Here is a 19418-nt window from a genome sequence, read left to right on the forward strand (position 1 = left end):
GTTACATATTTTCAACATTGTTTCAATTCTCATCGTACCAGTAAAACTCAATAAAATTCGAGGTTTGCAGCGAAATCCGACGTTACTGATTAAAGATTAGACAAATATTTAACATTTAGCATTATTGATTAACTATTTATCGTCTGAAGCTGTTAAATCTTGATAGTTGCCCTATAATGAGCGCAAACTTTTCGCATAGAAATACCGATGGATCAGAATAGAGAACTCAAAAAAGCTGGCCTCAAGGTCACACTTCCTAGACTCAAAATCCTTGAAATCCTACAAGAGCCTGAAAATCAACATATCAGTGCTGAGGATGTATATAAGATTTTAATTGATCAGGGAGAAGAGATAGGTCTGGCTACGGTTTATCGCGTGCTTAACCAATTTGACGATGCCGGTATCTTAAATAGACATCACTTTGAGGGTGGAAAGTCAGTTTTTGAAATTAGTCACAAGGCGCATCACGATCATTTAGTGTGTTTACGTTGTGGCAAGGTAGTTGAATTTGAAGACGAAATCATTGAAAAGCGTCAGGAAGAGATCGCCAAACAAAACAACATGACACTGACGCATCACAGTCTGTATTTGTATGGCGACTGTACTGTTGCCGATTGCGAAAACAATAAAGAAGACGAATAATTAAAAGCTAAATTTATGAGTATGGTAGCTCTTTGCTACCTGCTCCCAAACCTCACCCACAACGCCATTACCCACAGCCTGGTTATCAATCATCACAACAGGTGCAACTTCCTTACTTGAACTGGTTAGCCAAACCTCATCGGCACCTTTTAATTCTTCGAGTGTGATTTGCCTCTCTACCAGCTGATACTGGCCATCTTTGCGGATACTGTTGATTAATATGTGTCGCGTAATGCCGGGTAATAGTTGGTTGTCGAGTGGCGGTGTCACAATCTCGCCATCAATCACTGCAAAAACGTTACTCACACTGGCTTCAGTTACCATACCGTCTTGATTGTATAGGACGGTTTCATTTATGCCTTTACCAAAGCTGTCTTGAAAATGCATAACATTGCCTAACAGAGAGGTTGATTTAATGTGGCAACGACGCCAACGCAAGTCTTCCTGTGTTTGTACGTGCAGTCCCTTGGCTTGTGTGCGATCGGGTACAGCCGATGGCGCAATGCTGAATGCAAAGGCAAAAACTGTCGGCTTTACTCCTTCAGGGAACGCGTGGAAGCGTTTGGTGTCTGCGCCTCGGCTTACGTGTATGTAGATGCCTACATTTTGGTCGGGCAAATGGTCTAGGTTGCGGGCAAGTAACCCTTCTGCGATTGCTACCCAGTTACTCTCTTCTGCTAAAACCTTAATGCCAATTTCAGACAAACCTCTATTCATACGCTGCGCGTGAAGGTTGCCGGCGACTAATTTCCCAGCATAACTAGGCACCACTTCATATATGCCGTCACCAAAAAGAAATCCGCGATCCATCGGTGAAATCTGTGCTTGCTCAAGAGGCTTAAACTCACCGTTTAAGTATGCGATTGTCATTTTTTGTCCTTTGCTAACGATTAAAGCAACTGTCGATTTGTTGCAGGGTGTGTTGTAACAGAAAACGTGCCTGCGCAGTATCTGATTCGACAAAGCATATGCTCGAATCAATTGGCATGCTAGCGAATAATGGCCAGTCTATGCGGCAAACATTGGCGAGTTTTGGATAGCCTCCCATCGTTTGATGATCGGCATTCATAATAATCGGTTGGCCATTGGGTGGCACTTGTATACTGCCCTGCACTAGTCCTTCAGAACGCATTGACACGGAACGCCTACAAAGAGGTGGGCCAACCAATCGGCTGCCCATGCGCGAATGCTCTGCTGTTAATCTATATTCGCCGCATAACAATGTTGCCCAGGCTTTTCGACCTAAAACGGCTAGCTGATTACCAGCGCTTACACGCAGCGGTCGAGACTGGTACATATACTCGACCAAGGCCATAAGTTTATTAACATTAAAAAGACCGATGGAAATCTGATTTAGTCGCGCGTTTCCCTGCGTTAATATATCGCCACTGCATAGCGGTTGACCTTGATTAGCTAAACCACCAACTTGCTCACGCATTACGGTACAGCGGCTGTCATACGTGGTGGGGGCATCAACTCCATCAGCGATCCCAAAGTATGCAACCTTACCTTCTGATGTTGTTTTGATTGAAACTGTGTCGCCTTTACTAATACTAAAAGGCGCCCATGAACTTTTTTCTTGCCCATTTACACCTACCATAACCCCATAACCGGTAGCTGCGCATGTCATCGAAGTACCTGACTCGAACAACAATTCTCCCTGATGGATTTCAATGCAGGCACTGTCATGTGCGTTTGCCAATAATCGATTATTAATATCGTAGGCAAACCAGTCCATCGGCCCGCTAGGGGTGATACCTTTGTGCATCAATCCTCTCCGACCGGCATCGACAATAAGACTGAGTAAGGATGTCTGTAGCACGCGTAGGCTCATAAGGTTATGACCTTGTGATGGAATGGGTCTTAAACTGGATGCGATCGCCGACGCTTAAATCAATAGCAAGAAAGGCGTTAAGATCAGTGACAGTACCTAACAACTGCCATCCGCCAGGAGAGGATGCAGGATATACTGCCGAGTAATTATCGGCAATAGCGACTGCACCAGCCGGCACAGCGACTCGAGGTTTACTCAAACGAGCAACCTTCAATTGCTCAGGTAACTCTCCCAAATACGCAAAATGCGGCGTAAAACCAATCGCAAATACACGCAGCTGTTGGCGTTGATGCAGGTCAATGACATCCTCAACTGATAGCGCTAACTCGTCACTGACATTGTTCAAATCAAAGGCTGAACTTAACCGATAATCAACCTCTATGTGATACAGCTTACCTTCGTAAGCTATATCTTCACTGTGCCGCAGTTTCGCAAGCCAGCCTAAAACACCATACAAGTCTAGCGAAGCAATATCGTAGACCAGCATAAGGCTATCGAATCCCGGTACCAAGTCCCTCAACCATTCGGGCTTATTAGTGCTTAAAACCTTGCATAAAGAGGACACGTTGCGGTTTTGATCGCGTAAATTTTGCCCTGAAAAATATAAAATCAGCGCTGATTCACCGCATTCTGAATAACTATGTATATTCCATTGCGCCAACGCTTGATTCATTAAACCCTGCTCTTTTCAATGAGTTTTCGGACTTCTTGCGCCAACCCCAAGGCGACTGAATTATCACCGTGTATACATAATGTGGATGCCATGACTGTTAGTGGCTGTCCCGACTGTGTGGTCACCTTTTGCTGCTGAATCAATTGCTGAGCTTGTGTTAATGCCTCCTCAACGGTTAACACTGCACCAGGCACACGCCGGCTGGTTAAATAACCATCATCGGTGTAGCGACGGTCAATAAAAGCTTCAAATTGAAGTTCGATATCGAATTGCTGCGCTTCTTTGATAAACATTTCCTGCCATGGCCCTGCCTGTAGCATTAGTTGCAAGCTGCTAAACTCGGCAATAACAGTCATCACACAGGCTCGAATACTCTCGTTTTTCACTAAATCATTGTACAGCGCACCGTGTGGCTTAACGTAATCTAAATTACTGCCATGCAATTCACACAATCCCTTTAACGCAGAAATCTGATAGCGTAAACACGCCTGTAATTCCGGCGCTGACATGGCAATGTGTCGACGGCCAAAACCAACCAAATCTGGATAACTTGGATGCGCGCCAATACTCACATTATTATCGACGGCATTTTTTATCGCGGTTTCAATTGCTAACGGGTCGCCGCCATGAAAACCACAGGCAATGTTAGCCTGATCAATCACTTCCATGATTGCCGGTTCCACGGACATTTTCCAGGCACCGAAATCTTCTCCTAAATCGCAATTGAGTAGAATATTTTGCATCAAATTGTCTGATACCGTTTTGGCTTTGCTCACAGGTTGCGTATGATATTACGATGTTATCAAAATAAAACTCAAACAATGATTAAAGTTGGCGCAATCAATCGTTTAACGGTCGCTGAAGAATTGCCGTTCGCTTGGCTACTACAAGATACTAAAGGTAATCAAACCGCCCTATTAGCTAATGTTAATGCTCCCAAGGACATTCGACCCGGTATGCAATTAGAGGTCTTTGTTACGTATGACGAAGACGGGCAACTTGCCGCCACCACGCAAACCCCCAAAGCTAAAGTGGGTGATTTAATAAAACTCAAAGCCGTTGGTGTGACCGATTTCGGTGCTTTTTTTGATTGGGGGTTAGAGCGCGATTTACTCGTTCTCAAGCGCGATCAAGAGCGACCGATAGCCGAGGGACTTGAGTATTTCGTGCATATTTATCACGACGAAGAGTCTCAGCGCATCCTTGGGAGTACACGTCTACATTACTTCTACCCAGAAAAGATACAAGCTGAGAAACCATTGGAAGAAAAGCAGCAAGTGTCAGCTAAGGTTTATGCCAAAACCGAACTCGGTCTAAAGGTTATTATCGATGATTACTACCTGGGATTACTGTTTCATTCTGAAGCGCTTACCAAGCTAAAAGTTGGTGATTCGTTTACCGGTAGCGTTAAGCAAATACGCAGTGACGGTAAAATTGACGTCACGATGCATCAGGCGGGTCACGCAGCACGCCGATCGTTAGAAGAGATGATTTTAGATGATTTAGAGGCTCATGGAGGCTTGTCTTCAATCACAGATAAGAGTACCCCAGAAGAGATATACGCTCATTTTAAAGTCAGTAAAGGCGCGTACAAGAAAGCCATTGGCACCTTGTATAAGCAGCATAAGATTGTGCTGAGCAAAACCAGTATAAAGTTAGCGGAGAAGTAAGCATGCAAGCAAAAGTCGAATGGCGTGGTGGATTGTCATTTCATGGTAAAACCGACAGCGGATATGAAGCCACAATGGACGGTGATGGCAAAGCTATCTCACCAATGGAATCGGTATTGGTCGCCGTTGGCGCCTGTTCATCTGTGGATGTTGTTGAGATATTGCGTAAGGCCCGTCAAGATTTGCAAGCCTGTCACTGTGAGTTAAGTGCAGAACGCGCAGCAGAGCCACCACGAGTGTTCACCAAAATTCACGCTCACTATGTGGTTAAAGGTAGTGATATTAAAGAAAAACACTTAGCTCGTGCCGTGCAGTTGTCTGCAGAGAAATACTGTTCAGTCATGTTAATGCTGCATGAAACAGTCGACGTAACAACTAGTTACGCTATTGAATCAGCATAATTTCTATTTGTTACTTTTTAAACAATGGTGGCGAAAACATTCATTAGATAGTCAAATTCGCCACCTTGATTTTTCACCGCAAACTGTGTGAACAACTCGAAATTCCCCTAGACTATTGTTTTAATTAGATTTATTTCATTTTTTGAAAACTGGCACAAGTGATGCTCTAAGTCGCGTATACATACAATAGGGCTAACACTATGACATTCACAAACGCATCAAACAGCTTCAAACCCGCAATTTTACTCTCCACAGTTCTACTTAGCACTGCACTCCTTAGCGGCTGCGGCGAGGCCGACGCAAATGCCGCCGAGCAAGTTACCGAAAAAGAAGAGCAAGTTGTCGCTATTCCTGTTGAAGCGCAATCAGTTCAGTTAGGTGATATCAGCAGTCACTATGCAACGACTGCTGTATTAGAAGCCAAAGAGGAGGCCTTTGTTGTTGCTCGAGCATCAGGCATCATCGACGCAATCTACGTAGAAGAAGGTGATTATGTTGAAAAGGGTCAAGTATTAGCAACCCTTGATGCGCAACGTTATGAACTTAACCTCGAGCGTGCTCGTGCTGAACTTGTAGGATTGGAACAAGAGCTCGCCAAAATTAAACAAGTGCATCAACAAAACGTCGTTAGTGATGACGTTATTGATAAACTTACTGCCCAGTATACAGCGGCAAAAGCGTCGCTTGCGATAGCCGAACTCGATTTAGAGGAAGCCACCATCACCGCGCCAATCAGCGGTTACATTGCCGAACGCAATGCAAAAGTAGGTAACCTTACTGAAAGCTTCCAACGTGAAAGAATGTTCCATATCGTTCAACAAAAAGAGTTGCTCGGTATCGTTCATTTACCTGAAAAAGAGTTAACCAATATTCGCACCAACCAAGTTGCTTCCCTGTCTATCGCAGCAATTGGTGAGCAAACAGTAAACGCCTATGTGGAAAGAATTAGCCCGGTGATTGATTCCAGAACCGGTACGTTTAAAGTGACGTTGCGGGTACCAAACCCAGATAATGTTTTACTCGCGGGTATGTTCGCAGAGGTCGCGCTTGAGTACGCAACTCATGAAAATGCAACTCTATTACCGCGTCGTGCACTTTTATCCATCGATAACACTGATAGCGTGTTTGTGGTTAACGATGGGATCGCCCAAAAAGTAAGTGTTACTACGGGCTTTCAGGATGCTCAGTACGTCGAGATCCTCTCTGGATTAACAGGTTCTGAAACGGTTGTCACAGCTGGTCATCACAACTTAAAAGATCAATCGCCTGTTGAGATCATTGCAGCTCATAACGTCGGCTAACGCCAGTTCCACAAGAGAAGGATTTGAATTATGAAAATCGTGGATTTAGCCGTAAAGCGTCCAGTTGCAATCAGTATGTTTACCTTCGCGATCCTGCTGTTTGGCATGGTTTCACTGTCGCGTTTGTCAATCAGTTTGTTACCAGAACTGTCCTACCCGACGCTCACTATTCGTACTGATTACACTGGTGCTGCACCAGTTGAAGTTGAACAGCTGGTGTCTAAGCCCATTGAAGAAAGTATCGGTGTGGTCAAGGGGATTAGGAAAGTTACGAGTACTTCACGCCCCGAGCAATCGGATGTGGTACTGGAGTTTAGCTGGGGCACAGACATGGATTTTGCCAGTCTAGAAGTGCGTGAAAAACTCGATGTTTTATTTTTACCCTTAGACGTCGATAAGCCCAGACTATTGCGGTTCAACCCAACCCTGGATCCCATTATGCGTTTGGGACTGGGTTTTGCCGAAAACACTGATCAATCATCGGTTACCGCCCTTAAACAACTGCGCTTATATGCTGAAGAACAAATCAAGCGGCGTCTGGAATCAATTGAAGGCGTTGCATCGGTAAGGATCGGTGGTGGTCTTGAAGATCAAATTCAAATTCAAGTGGACCAAGTCCGCGCCAGCCAGCTCAACATTGATGTTGCGACTGTGGTTGCAAGACTAGAGCAAGAAAACGTTAATGCAGCCGGCGGTCGAATAGATGACGGCGCTCAAGCTTTCTTGGTTAGAACAATTAATCAGTTTGGTACGCTAGCCGACATTGAAAATCTGTATATCGCCACACGCGAAGGTCGCAGTATTCGCCTATCAGATATTGCAACGGTCTCGTCAGCCTATAAAGAGCAAGACTCAATGACCCGCTTTGACGGCTTTCAAGGCAGTGAAATTGCGATTTACAAGGAAGGCGATGCCAACAGCGTAACAGTGGCAGAACGCGTACAGCGTGCCCTTCAAGACGTACAAAATCAGTTACCCGCTAGCTATCAATTATCGCTTGTGTATGACCAGAGTGAGTTTATCAGTCAAGCGATAAGCGATGTCCAGTCAGCGGGTATCATTGGCGGTATTTTGGCCATGCTGATCATTTACTTGTTCCTGCGTTCATTTTGGCCAACTCTGATTATTTCGGTATCAATCCCAGTATCGATTATTGCCACATTTAATTTGATGTATGGCAATGATATTTCTTTAAATATCATGAGTCTCGGTGGTATCGCGCTAGCCATTGGTTTGTTGGTAGACAATAGCATCGTGGTGCTTGAGAACATCGACCGTAAGAAACGCGAAGGTGCTGATAATCAAAACGCAGCTGTAGATGGCACCAAGCAAGTTTCAAGTGCTATCTTAGCGTCAACGCTAACGACAATGGCGGTATTCTTTCCGCTGGTATTTGTCGAAGGGATTGCCGGCCAGTTATTCCGCGACCAAGCATTAACCGTAACCTTTGCCCTGCTCGCCTCGCTAATCGTTGCCTTGACGTTAATTCCGATGTTGGCGAGTCGAACCAATAAAAAGCAAATTGCGCATCACGATACTTTTGGCAATGCAGAGAAGGTTCGCATTGCAGAATTAAAAGGCTTCGCTAAGTTCCGCGCCATACTCGCGTGGCCGTTTAGCAAGCTTATGTGGTTATTGTTTATCGCAATCCCTGGGGCACTGATGACCGTGTTGATCTTAATCTGGCGCTTAATCAGCAAAGGTTTACATATTGTATTTAAACCCTTGGTTTGGCTGTTTTCGGTGTCTTTCAACGGCTTACAAAAGTTCTATGCGAGCACTTTGTCGGTGGCCTTGCGCACTCGCGTTGTTACCTTTGCCGTTTTAGTCGCGTTAAGTGTAAGTGCATTGTTACTGCTACCGCGCTTGGGTATGGAGCTTATTCCGCGTATGGCGCAGCAAGAGTTTTATGTAGATGTGAATCTGCCTGCAGGTACACGTTTAGATACTACCGATGCGACGCTGAACCAAATCGCTAATTACGCAAAAACGCTTGATGCTGTTGAGCGCACATACTCGTTAGCCGGGACTGGTAGCCTGGTATCTGCATCCCCTGAACAAGGTGGCGATCATTGGGGTAAAATTAACGTGGTGTTACGCGATGGCGCAGATGAAGATGCAGTAGCGGCAACTCAAGAGCAACTGCGTCAGTTTGTTGCGCGTCTTCCCGGGGTTACTGCCAAGATCGCGTATCCAGAACTCTTCAGTTTTGCGGACCCGATCCAAATAGAGGTGAGTGGCTATGATCTGAATACGTTACAAAGCCAGGGCCAAATCATCGCGGCAGCCTTGGCCGATAACGATCGCTTCACCGATATAAGTACAACGCTGCGTCCAGGAAATCCTGAGCTATCAATAACGTTCAATCACGCTTTGCTAAACCAATTGGGCTTAAACGCTGCGACTGTCTCTCAATTGATTGCAACGAAGATTGGTGGTGATGTGGCAACCCAATACAGTATTGATGACCGTAAAGTTGATGTATTGGTTCGGACCAATGAACGTCAACGCGACACTTTGGCTGATATTGGTAATATTATAGTCAACCCCAATGCCGCTGAGCCGATTCCACTAAGTGCAGTAGCAGAGCTGAATATGGATATTGGCCCTAGTGAAATCACCCGTGTTGGTCAACAGCGCGTTGCAATCGTGACGGCTAACCTAGCGTACGGAGACGTTCAACAAGGCGTTTTAGCGACACAGTCGATACTAGATAAGCATACTTTACCCGTAGGTTTCACTGCGCGTATTGCCGGCCAAAGCGAGGATATGCAAGCCAGCTTTACCAGTTTGCAATTTGCCCTAGCACTTGCAGTTTTCTTGGTGTACTTAGTGATGGCTTGCCAGTTTGAATCACTGTTTCAACCCTTGTTAATTTTAGTTGCTGTTCCACTTGCTGGTGCAGGCTCCATTTATGGACTGTGGTTAACAGGTACCAATGTAAGTGTAGTGGTGTTTATTGGCCTAATAATGTTGGCGGGTATCGTAGTTAACAACGCTATAGTACTCATCGACCGTATTAATCAATTACGCAGCGACGGCATAGCGAAAACCGAAGCGATCCATCAAGCGGCTGTCCAGCGCTTACGTCCTATCGTGATGACAACCCTTACAACGATCTTAGGATTATTACCAATGGCGATGGGATTAGGCGAAGGCGCAGAAGTGCGTACACCGATGGCAATCACCGTTATTTTCGGATTATTGTTCTCGTCAATGCTCACTCTGATTCTACTACCCATTATGTACAGCTTGTTCGAGCGTAAGACTTTTGCCACGCCGCAAACTAACGACAATGTACAAGCAACTACTGGAGAACACGTGTATGGATAAGTTCGGTAGTGCGGGTGCAGCACTTGCGCGGTTTGCAATGCGTAAACCCGTTACAGTATGCATGATATTTCTAAGCTTGATGGTGTTTGGTGTTATCTCTAGTCGGCTTTTGCCGCTGGAGAAGTTTCCTGGCATTGATATTCCAGAAATGATTATCCAAGTTCCCTATCCTAACTCAACACCTGCTGAAACCGAGCGGATGATCACCCGCCCTGTTGAAGAGGCTGTTGCGACAATGTCGGGAATTAAGCGCATGTTTGCCAATAGTTTTGAAGATCGTGCGGAGATTTATATTCAGTTTGCGTGGGATGAAAACATCAAAGCGAAAAGTATTGAAGCGCGGGAAAAGATTGACGCGATTCGTCACTTACTTCCCGATGATGTTGAACGTATATTGGTGTTTAAATTCAATACCAATGACATGCCCATTTTCCAGTTACGTGTGTCAAGTGAACGCGATCTTTCGAATGCTTATGACTTGTTGGATCGCAACCTCAAGCGCCCGATTGAACGCGTTGCAGGTGTTTCCAAAGTTGAACTGTACGGTGTATTGAAAAAAGAAATTGTTATTCGAATCTCTCCCGAACGGATTGCAGCGTTAAATGTTGATGTAAATCGCTTGAGTGCTACTCTGCGTAACGCCAACTTCTCAATGAATGCGGGTCACATCTATGATTTAGGCCAAAAGATTTCACTGATGCCGCAAGGGGATTTCCGTAGTTTAGATGACATACGCAATCTGATCATTCGCAATGGGGTTGTGTTGTCAGATATTGCGGAAGTGAACTATGAAACGCCAGAACGCAATGAAGGTCGTCATCTAGACCAAACCTATGCCGTTGGTTTCAATATCTATCGCGAATCTGGCAGTAACTTAGTGGAAGTATCTCAGCGTGTGATGCGAGTGATCGACCAAGCGAAAACAGATCCCGCATTTGATGGTATCAGCTTATTTGTAATGGACGATACAGCCACGTCTGTTACTGATTCACTAAGCGACCTTATTGCCGCGGGACTGCTCGGTGCTGCACTTTCGATTGCGATTCTATTTGTATTTCTGCGCCAACTAACCACTACCTTGGTGGTCGTGTTGTCTGTGCCCTTTTCGATTTGTATTACCCTGGGCATGATGTACTTGTTTGGTTATTCATTAAATATTTTATCGTTGATGGGGTTGATGTTAGCGGTAGGTATGTTGGTCGATAACGCTGTTGTTGTGACTGAAAGCATATTCCAGGAAAAACAAAGCGAAGCTGATGCAGTTGCTGCAACCGAAAAAGGTGTCAGTAAAGTGAGTTTAGCAGTGATTGCTGGTACAACGACTACGGCAATTGTTTTCTTACCTAATATTGTCGGTGTTAAAATTGACGTTACCGTGTTCCTTGAACACGTTGCGATCGCGATTTGTATTTCGTTGTTTGCATCACTGTTAATCGCGCAAACCCTTATCCCACTGCTTGCCAGTAAAATCAAACCACCCAAGCCCCGCAGCAACAATACGCAATCAGGACAATGGTTACAGCGTTACAGAGACATTCTGCGTTGGACCATGAATAAGCCCGGCAGAGCGTCTTTAATTGCTGTGCTTATACTGGTCAGCACTGCGATCCCCATGCAGTTTGTTACCCAAAATGGTGATGGCAACAACAACGACGAACGCATCTGGTTGAACTATCACATGCAAACTAACTACACCTTGGAAGAAGTTGAGAAAACCGTTACCAAAATGGAAGAGTACTTATATGCCAATCAAGAGCGCTTCCACATTAAACAGGTATATACCTATTTCAACCCGGGTTTTGCGGTATCTGGCATAACACTAAACGACGATCTTCCTATTCCCGTAGGTGAGCTGAAAGAAATGATCCGTGATGAAATGCCGCAGTTTGTGCGCGCACGTCCGTCGTTCCAATGGGATACCGGTAATGGTGGTGGCGTGAAAATCACATTACTCGGTGAATCATCCGATCGCCTATTGAACTTATCCGAGCAAATAGTGCCGATCTTAGCCAATATCGACGGCCTTTCTGACGTACGTGCTGATACTGGAGCGATGCGTGAAGAACTGCAAATCCGAGTTGACCGTGATAAAGCCTTTCAGTACGGATTGAATACGTCAGAGATCGCTAATATCGTCAGTACCGCATTGCGCGGCTCCAATTTGCGGACATTCAGACACGACCCATCGGGTGAAATCGATATTCGTTTAATGTATGGCCGCGATCTGCAATCGTCATTGAGTAAGCTCAAGGGCCTCGTGTTGCGTCGCAATGGCTTACAGCAAGTGACTCTCGACCAAGTTGCCGATATTCAAGTTACCCAACAACTATCACAAATAGGCCGCAGTTATCGTCAGACAGCATTGAGTATCGGGGCTAATTTGGATGAAGGGTTCACCATCGAACAGGCGCGTGACCAAATACAACGCACATTGGATTTGATTGAACTACCAACCGGCTATCGGTGGACCTTTGACGGCAGTTTTCAACGTCAGGATGAGGCAAGTGCAGTGATGCAAATGAATATGTTGTTAGCTATCTGCATGATTTATGTCGTTATGGCGGCGTTATTTGAGTCTCTGTTATTACCTACGGCAGTTATTACTTCTCTGTTGTTCTCATTTACTGGCGTATTTTGGGCATTCTTTGTAACAGGCACCCCCATGTCAGTTATGGGCATGATAGGCATGTTGATATTAATGGGTATCGTCGTAAATAACGGGATTGTGCTGGTAGATAGAATTAATCAGTTGATCAATCAAGGTATGTCGCTATTTGATGCCGTGATTGAAGGGTGTAGCAGCCGTGTACGACCAATACTAATGACCGTAGCAACTACCGTTCTAGGACTTGTACCACTAGCGATGGGTGCGACTCGTATTGGTGGTGACGGCCCGCCTTATTCACCAATGGCAATTGCCATAATCGGTGGCTTGGTCTTCTCCACGTTAACGAGCTTAGTTTTAGTCCCCCTCGCCTACGTACTGCTACTGAAAATGCGTTATCGTTACACCACGCTGTGGCGCCAATGCAAAGGCTATATTGGCAAATACGTGTCAGCCTAACCTAACAAAAAAAGCCCGCGATCGCGGGCTTTTTAATATCCTGACTGGTTTTATTAATCCTATTCGTATTTGCGCTCGCGTTTTATTTCGATTGCATCGATGTACGCATGCCAGCTGGCGTAGCCAATCAACGGCATTAAGAAAATAAACCCTACAAAACCGGTGACAAAGCCCAATGCAACGGACGTGAAAATGATTCCACCCCAAATAAACATTGGCACTTTGTTGACCCACACAGCGTTCACACTGGTTAAAACCGCAGTCGCGATATCAACTTTACGCTCCATAAGAATGGGTTGTGTGAATGCGCTTATGAAAAATACCAGCATAGTAAATCCAGCGCCTACAACCGTACCCAGCGCCAAAAATGGCAGCAAATTCTCAAGCGTTGGGTCTAGGTACTGTGGATATAATGCATGAATCAATGATGCGACGCGAAGCCAGAAAATCATAAGTATCATCAGCATTAGGCCAAACCCCCACTCGTTAACTGCGTTGCGTGTTATCGCCCGCAATGAGTGTCGAAGACTCGGCTTATGGCCTTTTTCTAGTTCCCAGCTCACATCGTACAAGCCTGCTGCTAAGAACGGTCCGATCAACATAAAGCACACGATCGCCGGTAAGATAACTAAGTGCCAACCGGTTAACTGCACCAAGTAGGCGATAGTCCAGGGAATGATTGCAAAAATAACCCCATAGAAAACGCTAAGACCAGGTGTGCGAAAGAAATCACGCAAACCTAAAGACAACCATTTTATCGGGTCACCAACGTCTAATTCTTTGCAAGGAATAACGCGCGCTATTTTACTTTCAGTGATGGCGTTTTGTGGCGTTTCTTTGAAATGTTGCGACATAGCAATTTCCTTATGATTCCAGCTTCGGACAACCGGATATACACCGGTTTTAAACAGTTACGTATACTTGCATACGTGAACATCAACTAAATTAGTTCACACTTTATTAACAAAGTATAGTGGAAAGCGCGGGAAATTCTAAAATCGTATAAAAATCTAGGCGTTAATAATGGGTTGCCAGTAGATCTTAGTGTTGAACGTGGCACACATTGTCGCATTCAATTCAGCAAATCTTGTGATTTGGCGATCAACACCGGTCACACAGTGCATGGTAAATCGATGACAATTATTACTGAGCAGGTCATATTCACTGTATTCAAATAAACGAGACGACGCGACTGCAGCAGTATCTGGCTTAACCAACGGTTGTCGATGTTTGTCACATGCAACAAAAATAGTATTACCGCTGCGTTCGGTTAAAAAGCGTTCGGGGGAAATACCGCGGATCAAACCATTACCGCGCAATTCGATGATGTTGTTATCAACCCAAATACCGGTATGTTGGAAGACTTCATAAATACCACAACACACAACTGCACCGTCAATCGGCTGCACGGCGCGCTTGCACTCCCCAGGGAAGTGATTGATATAACCTTGCGATTTTTGTATTTCGCGCGTTAATTTGGTACCAGCGAATAACGCCGCTGCACCTGCACCTAACCAAACTAAAGGTAACGGCATGACAGCCTCCTGAACATCTCGGTTCGAGTGTAATTCTGTTGATTTTTTATACAAGCAATAAGTTGTAACGGATTTTTACAGCCATTTCGTAATAAGTGCTTAACAGCGACAGCCTACGTGTATTACTCTGTTTCTGATAGCCAAGGAAGTACAACTATGATCACCGTTACAAAGTCCCGCAAACTCGATAACGTTTGTTATGACATCCGTGGACCAATTGCAGCACGCGCCCGCAAACTGGAAGACGAAGGTCATCGAATTTTAAAACTTAATATTGGTAATCCCGCTCCGTTTGGTTTTGAGGCACCCGATGACATCCTCAAAGATGTGATCCGCAACCTGCCAAACGCGCAAGGGTATTCGGATTCAACTGGGATATATGCGGCTCGGGTAGCGGTCATGCAGTACTACCAATCAAAAGGTGTGCGTAATACAGCTATAGAGGACGTATTTATCGGCAATGGCGTCAGTGAAATGATCATGATGTCGATGCAAGCACTACTCAACACGGGTGACGAAGTATTATTGCCTGCACCAGATTACCCATTGTGGACAGCGGCTGTTAGTTTGTCTTCTGGATCACCCATTCATTATCGCTGTGATGAACAAAATGGTTGGTTTCCCGATATTGACGATATTCGCAGTAAGATCACCGATAAAACCAGAGCGATCGTACTGATTAACCCCAATAACCCAACCGGCGCAGTCTACGATAAAGCCTTGTTACAGCAAGTTATTGAGCTTGCCCGAGAGTTTAAGCTAGTAATATTCAGTGATGAGATTTACGACAAGATAGTATATGACGATGCGCAACATCACTGTATTGCCTCTATGGCTGAAGATTTAGTGATTTGTACCTTTAGTGGGTTATCAAAAAACTATCGCGTAGCCGGTTTCCGCGCGGGTTGGATGATGGTCAGTGGTAATAAGCTGGCCGCAAAGGAATACATTGAAGGGCTTACAATTCTGTCATCGATGCGAATGTGCGCCAATGTGCCCTGCCAACATGCAATTCAAACGGCCTTGGGCGGTTATCAAAGTATTAATGAGCTTATCCACGACACGGGCCGATTAAAAATTCAACGCGATATAGCAGAGCAAAAGCTCAACGCGATTGATGGCATAACCTGTGTAGTTCCCAAGGGAGCAATGTATTGTTTTGCGAAGGTTGATCACGACAAGTTCAATATTAAAGACGATGAACAGATGATTATGGATTTACTTGAAAACGAGAAGATCCTATTGGTTCACGGTAGCGCATTTAATCTTAAAGACGGCGTTTACTTTAGATTGGTGTTTTTACCGCATATCGATGAACTCAGCGCCGCTCTTGACCGTATCGCCAACTTTTTCAGCTATTACCGCCAGAGTTAAGGTTATGAAACAAAGTACATTTTTAGCCTGGATCTTGCGTATGCCGTTGATCAAGCGCTGGGCTTTAATGCACTCAGTAAAGAATGAAAACGTTGCTGAACACAGTCATCAAGTCGCTGTGATCACGCACCTTTTAGCAGTGATCAAAAACCACTATTTTGCAGGCACGATAAGTCCGGAGCGCGCAGTGACTGTCGCGTTGTATCATGAAATATCAGAAACAAAGCTACAAGATATTAACCATGTAACGAAGTACCACAATCCTGAGTTAACGAAAGAATTTAAAAAGCTCGAAGAAATTGCTGAATTGGAGTGCTTAGAAACACTACCTGAAGAGCTTCAAGAGCAATTCAAGCCCCTTATAGTGCAATCTGCAGTAGACCCTGAATACAAGAAGATTGTTAAGGCAGCGGATCTGATCGCAGCCTATTTAAAAGCTTGTGACGAGATTGCGTTTGGTAATCGCGAGTTTCATCACGTTAAGGTTAGGCTTGAAAATATGTTATCAAATTACGTTGAAACCATGCCTGAAGTCGAATTTTTCTTAGCGACCTTTAAAGACAAGTGTTTAGTTAGCGTCGATGAATTATCCGAGTAGTGATCCCTGCCCCTGCGGCTCGGGCAAACCTTTCAAGCTCTGCTGTCTTGGTGTGATTGAAAATGATTCGGCCACCACGCCAGAGATGCTGATGCGAAGCCGGTACAGTGCTTATGCCACAGCGAATTATCAATACATTCTAGATACTTACACGGCGTCTACGAGACCGACGGTAGATGCTGATCGATTGGCTGAAGACAATCAATATACCCGGTGGTTAGCGCTCAGAGTGCTCAATGCAACCTGTGAACCCAACACTGGTACCGTCGACTTTATTGCTTATTTCGCCGAAAACAAACAATTACAGCAACTGTCTGAGCACTCGCGCTTTGTAAAGGACAATGGTCGTTGGCGCTATATTGATGGTGATATCAACGCGCATGGCGTTTTCAAGATAGGTCGCAATGAAACCTGTTTCTGCGGTTCAGGTAACAAATTTAAGCGCTGCTGTAGTCCTTTGATTACTGCCGGTTAACCATTGCTCAGGCACGCAGAGTCCTTTATTCTCTTAAATGTTCATAAAGCAACCCAAATAGGCAGTACCGTGCAGCAGGATGTCAGTGCGTCGTCAGTGTGGAGTGAGCGGCGTTTGCCGCGAGTCGAAAATCGCGATGGTGACCATCGAAGTCCCTATCAAAGGGACAAGGCACGCATACTTCATTCCGCCGCATTTCGGCGTTTACAAGCCAAAACTCAAGTACTTGGGGTTGGTCTGAGCGATTTTTATCGCACCCGCTTAACTCACTCTTTAGAAGCCGCACAAATAGGCGTTGGTATATGTGCCCAACTGAGTGTTAAGTATCCTCAGGAGACTTCCCATCTTGCGTTAGATAGCAACTTGGTTGAAGCGCTTTGCTTAGCCCATGACATTGGTCATCCTCCCTTCGGTCATGGTGGTGAAATAGCATTAAATTATATGATGAGTGATGCGGGTGGCTTTGAAGGCAACGGCCAGACCTTTCGTATTGTGACCAAATTGGAGCCTTACACCAAAGAGCATGGTATGAACCTTTCAAGGCGAGCGATTTTGGGCTTAGTGAAGTATCCCAACTTCATTTCAAGGTTACGCGGCACCAATAGCGAAACCGCTACAAAGCCCGATAAACTAAGGGTTGTTAAGGCTCATGACTGGTTACCCCCGAAGGGGCTTTTTGATTGTGATGCGAGTATCTTTGACTGGCTAACAGCCCCGTTTTCGACTGCAGATAAAGATTTATATATGGCTTTGAAGCCGGGAAAAAGCTCGCTAGGACATTCCAAAACCCAACATAAGTCGGTCGACTGTTCAATTATGGAACTTGCCGACGATATTGCTTACGGTGTGCACGATTTAGAAGATGCAATAGTGATGGGCATGATTAACCAAGCCGAGTTTGACGACTTCATGCAGGCTCGTATTAGTGATTTGCAGGTAGAAGGGTTATCGAACAACTTCAGCCAGTTAAGTCAGCGTTTGTTTAATCAAGAGCACTATGAGCGCAAAAACGCAATTGGCGCATTGGTTAATTTGTTCATCACTGCCATCGAATTAGTACCTCTGAATAAATTTGAGAGCCCCTTACTCGATTTCCAAGCTCAAATGCCAGAGCAATACGGACAAGCATTGGATTTATTTAAGCAGTTTGTGTATTTAAAGGTCATTCAAAAGCCGGAGATCCAGTTACTCGAATATAAGGGACAGCAAACCGTTATGGAACTGTTTGAAGCCTTCGCGTCCGATCCGGAGCGTTTACTTCCGTTAAATACGCGTATGCGTTGGCAAAACGCACTAGAGCAGAATTTAGGCATGCGGGTCATAGCCGATTATATCAGTGGAATGACTGATGAGTTTGCTTCGCGCTTGTATTCAAATATGTTTGTGCCTAAGCGTGGCGGCACACACGATACATTGTCGTTGTAATTTACACACACCGTTAAATTACTGAAATTTAACCAATCAATTTTCGGTCTTGGTACGTAATAAGACTAAAATTGTGCGGTATCCACTATGCTAATTCGAAGTAATAAAACCTCAGATCTGACTGAGAACGATGTAACTGATGAAAAGGTCTATCGTGATCGACGTAACATTCTCAAAGGTCTTGGATTTATAGGCGCTGGTAGTTTGCTAACACAACCAGCCCATGCTTTTAATTGGTTCGGCAGTGATGATGAAGATTTATTCCAAACCAATGAGTTGACGTTCAGTCAGCCACGTGCATTTCAGTCGGATGAGGCATTAACCCCAGAAGATAAGGTCACTCAGTATAATAATTTCTATGAGTTTGGCACGGGCAAGGATGACCCTTATGCGAATGCACAAGACTTCAAAGTTGATCCTTGGACGTTAACGGTCGATGGCTTAGTTGAAAATCCGATAACCCTCAGTTTCGATGATTTGTTTAAGCGCTATGGGTTAGAAGAACGCATCTATCGATTGCGTTGCGTCGAAGCGTGGTCGATGGTCATTCCTTGGATCGGTTTTGAGTTAGGTAAGTTGCTCAAAGATGCAAAACCCCTAAGCGGTGCTCGGTTTGTTGCTTTTGAAACACTCTTCGATCCTGAGCAGATGCCAGGACAACGGAGTCGCTTTGTCGGTGGAGGCATTGATTATCCATACGTAGAAGGATTGCGTCTGGACGAGGCGATGCACCCTCTCACGCTCATGTCTGTCGGTCTTTACGGTAAAACGCTCCCTCCTCAAAACGGTGCGCCGATTCGATTGGTAGTACCGTGGAAGTATGGGTTTAAGAGTATTAAGTCTGTTGTAAGGATTAAACTTACCAATCTTATGCCTCCAACTACTTGGAATATTTTAGCCCCTCACGAATATGGATTTTACGCGAATGTAAACCCCACGGTTGATCATCCCCGCTGGAGTCAAGCGCGCGAACGCCGCATTACAACGGGCGGCTTACTAGCGCGCAATCGCATCGAAACACAAATGTTTAACGGTTATGAAGAAGTAGCACCTTTATACAAAGATTTAGATTTGCGTAAATTTTATTAAGCTT

Annotated in this window: 17 protein-coding genes; 11 read left to right on the plus strand and 6 right to left on the minus strand. The window is 45.0% G+C overall.

All coding sequences use genetic code 11. The features are described 5' to 3' along the window. Positions 1 to 207: 207 nt before the first annotated feature. Positions 208 to 642 carry a ferric iron uptake transcriptional regulator gene (fur, locus tag QTP81_RS09975; protein ID WP_289365208.1) on the plus strand — a complete coding sequence of 145 codons (435 nt, stop codon included), beginning with the start codon at positions 208 to 210 and terminating at the stop codon, positions 640 to 642. On the opposite strand, the gene QTP81_RS09980 is transcribed toward fur, so the two are convergent. Genes QTP81_RS09980 through QTP81_RS09995 form a run of 4 tightly spaced genes read right to left on the minus strand, consistent with a single transcriptional unit; the run spans position 643 to position 3925 of the window. Continuing rightward, positions 643 to 1512: an aminotransferase class IV gene (locus QTP81_RS09980; RefSeq protein ID WP_289365209.1), complete on the minus strand. Its 870-nt coding sequence runs from the start codon at positions 1510 to 1512 to the stop codon at positions 643 to 645. 13 nt (positions 1513 to 1525) lie between these two features. Next, the gene (locus tag QTP81_RS09985) at positions 1526 to 2476 is read right to left on the minus strand and encodes a 5-oxoprolinase subunit C family protein (protein WP_289365210.1); all 951 of its coding nucleotides are present in this window, start codon (positions 2474 to 2476) and stop codon (positions 1526 to 1528) included. Between the two features lie 4 nt (positions 2477 to 2480). Then, positions 2481 to 3149, minus strand: a complete 669-nt coding sequence (locus QTP81_RS09990; RefSeq protein WP_289365211.1) for a 5-oxoprolinase subunit B family protein — start codon at positions 3147 to 3149, stop codon at positions 2481 to 2483. Then, a complete protein-coding gene (locus QTP81_RS09995) occupies positions 3149 to 3925 on the minus strand; it encodes a 5-oxoprolinase subunit PxpA (RefSeq protein WP_353059724.1) in 777 nt (258 codons plus the stop codon). The genes QTP81_RS09990 and QTP81_RS09995 overlap by 1 nt, the downstream gene beginning before the upstream one ends. A 45-nt stretch (positions 3926 to 3970) precedes the next feature. On the opposite strand from QTP81_RS09995, the gene QTP81_RS10000 reads away from it, so the two are divergent. From QTP81_RS10000 to QTP81_RS10020, 5 genes are all read left to right on the plus strand, one after another. Further along, positions 3971 to 4819, plus strand: a complete 849-nt coding sequence (locus tag QTP81_RS10000) for a CvfB family protein (RefSeq protein WP_289365212.1) — start codon at positions 3971 to 3973, stop codon at positions 4817 to 4819. Positions 4820 to 4821: 2 nt separating this feature from the next. Continuing rightward, on the plus strand, positions 4822 to 5220 hold the full coding sequence (locus tag QTP81_RS10005) for an OsmC family protein (protein ID WP_289365213.1): 399 nt from the start codon (positions 4822 to 4824) through the stop codon (positions 5218 to 5220). A gap of 200 nt (positions 5221 to 5420) precedes the next feature. Next, a complete protein-coding gene (locus QTP81_RS10010) occupies positions 5421 to 6521 on the plus strand; it encodes an efflux RND transporter periplasmic adaptor subunit (RefSeq protein ID WP_289365214.1) in 1101 nt (366 codons plus the stop codon). Positions 6522 to 6551: 30 nt separating this feature from the next. Next, entirely contained in the window at positions 6552 to 9854 is a 3303-nt protein-coding gene (locus tag QTP81_RS10015; protein WP_289365215.1) for an efflux RND transporter permease subunit, read from the plus strand. Next, complete coding sequence (locus tag QTP81_RS10020; protein WP_289365216.1) at positions 9847 to 12918, plus strand: efflux RND transporter permease subunit; 3072 nt, start codon at positions 9847 to 9849, stop codon at positions 12916 to 12918. Before QTP81_RS10015 ends, QTP81_RS10020 begins: the two co-directional genes overlap by 8 nt. A gap of 59 nt (positions 12919 to 12977) precedes the next feature. Here the strand turns inward: QTP81_RS10020 and QTP81_RS10025 are convergent, their stop codons facing one another. Together QTP81_RS10025 and QTP81_RS10030 are read right to left on the minus strand one after the other, a co-directional pair. Further along, a complete protein-coding gene (locus QTP81_RS10025; protein WP_289365217.1) occupies positions 12978 to 13772 on the minus strand; it encodes a DUF2189 domain-containing protein in 795 nt (264 codons plus the stop codon). A gap of 156 nt (positions 13773 to 13928) precedes the next feature. After that, positions 13929 to 14453, minus strand: coding sequence for a hypothetical protein (locus QTP81_RS10030; protein ID WP_289365218.1), 525 nt, complete (start codon positions 14451 to 14453; stop codon positions 13929 to 13931). A gap of 156 nt (positions 14454 to 14609) precedes the next feature. On the opposite strand from QTP81_RS10030, the gene QTP81_RS10035 reads away from it, so the two are divergent. The 5 genes from QTP81_RS10035 (at position 14610) to msrP (ending at position 19414) form a co-directional block, all read left to right on the plus strand. Further along, positions 14610 to 15827 (plus strand): pyridoxal phosphate-dependent aminotransferase, encoded by a 1218-nt coding sequence (locus QTP81_RS10035; protein ID WP_289365219.1) that lies wholly within the window; start codon positions 14610 to 14612, stop codon positions 15825 to 15827. 4 nt (positions 15828 to 15831) lie between these two features. Beyond that, positions 15832 to 16425, plus strand: coding sequence for a 5'-deoxynucleotidase (gene yfbR, locus QTP81_RS10040; protein WP_289365220.1), 594 nt, complete (start codon positions 15832 to 15834; stop codon positions 16423 to 16425). Then, positions 16409 to 16900: a YchJ family protein gene (locus QTP81_RS10045; protein WP_289365221.1), complete on the plus strand. Its 492-nt coding sequence runs from the start codon at positions 16409 to 16411 to the stop codon at positions 16898 to 16900. Before yfbR ends, QTP81_RS10045 begins: the two co-directional genes overlap by 17 nt. A 69-nt stretch (positions 16901 to 16969) precedes the next feature. Next, complete coding sequence (locus QTP81_RS10050) at positions 16970 to 18325, plus strand: anti-phage deoxyguanosine triphosphatase (protein WP_434532974.1); 1356 nt, start codon at positions 16970 to 16972, stop codon at positions 18323 to 18325. Positions 18326 to 18412: 87 nt separating this feature from the next. Then, positions 18413 to 19414 (plus strand): protein-methionine-sulfoxide reductase catalytic subunit MsrP, encoded by a 1002-nt coding sequence (gene msrP, locus QTP81_RS10055; RefSeq protein WP_289365222.1) that lies wholly within the window; start codon positions 18413 to 18415, stop codon positions 19412 to 19414. Positions 19415 to 19418: the final 4 nt, after the last annotated feature.

Origin of the sequence: Neoalteromonas arenosi, assembly GCF_030362855.1 — a bacterium.
GTDB classification, from domain to species: domain Bacteria; phylum Pseudomonadota; class Gammaproteobacteria; order Enterobacterales; family Alteromonadaceae; genus Alteromonas_E; species Alteromonas_E arenosi.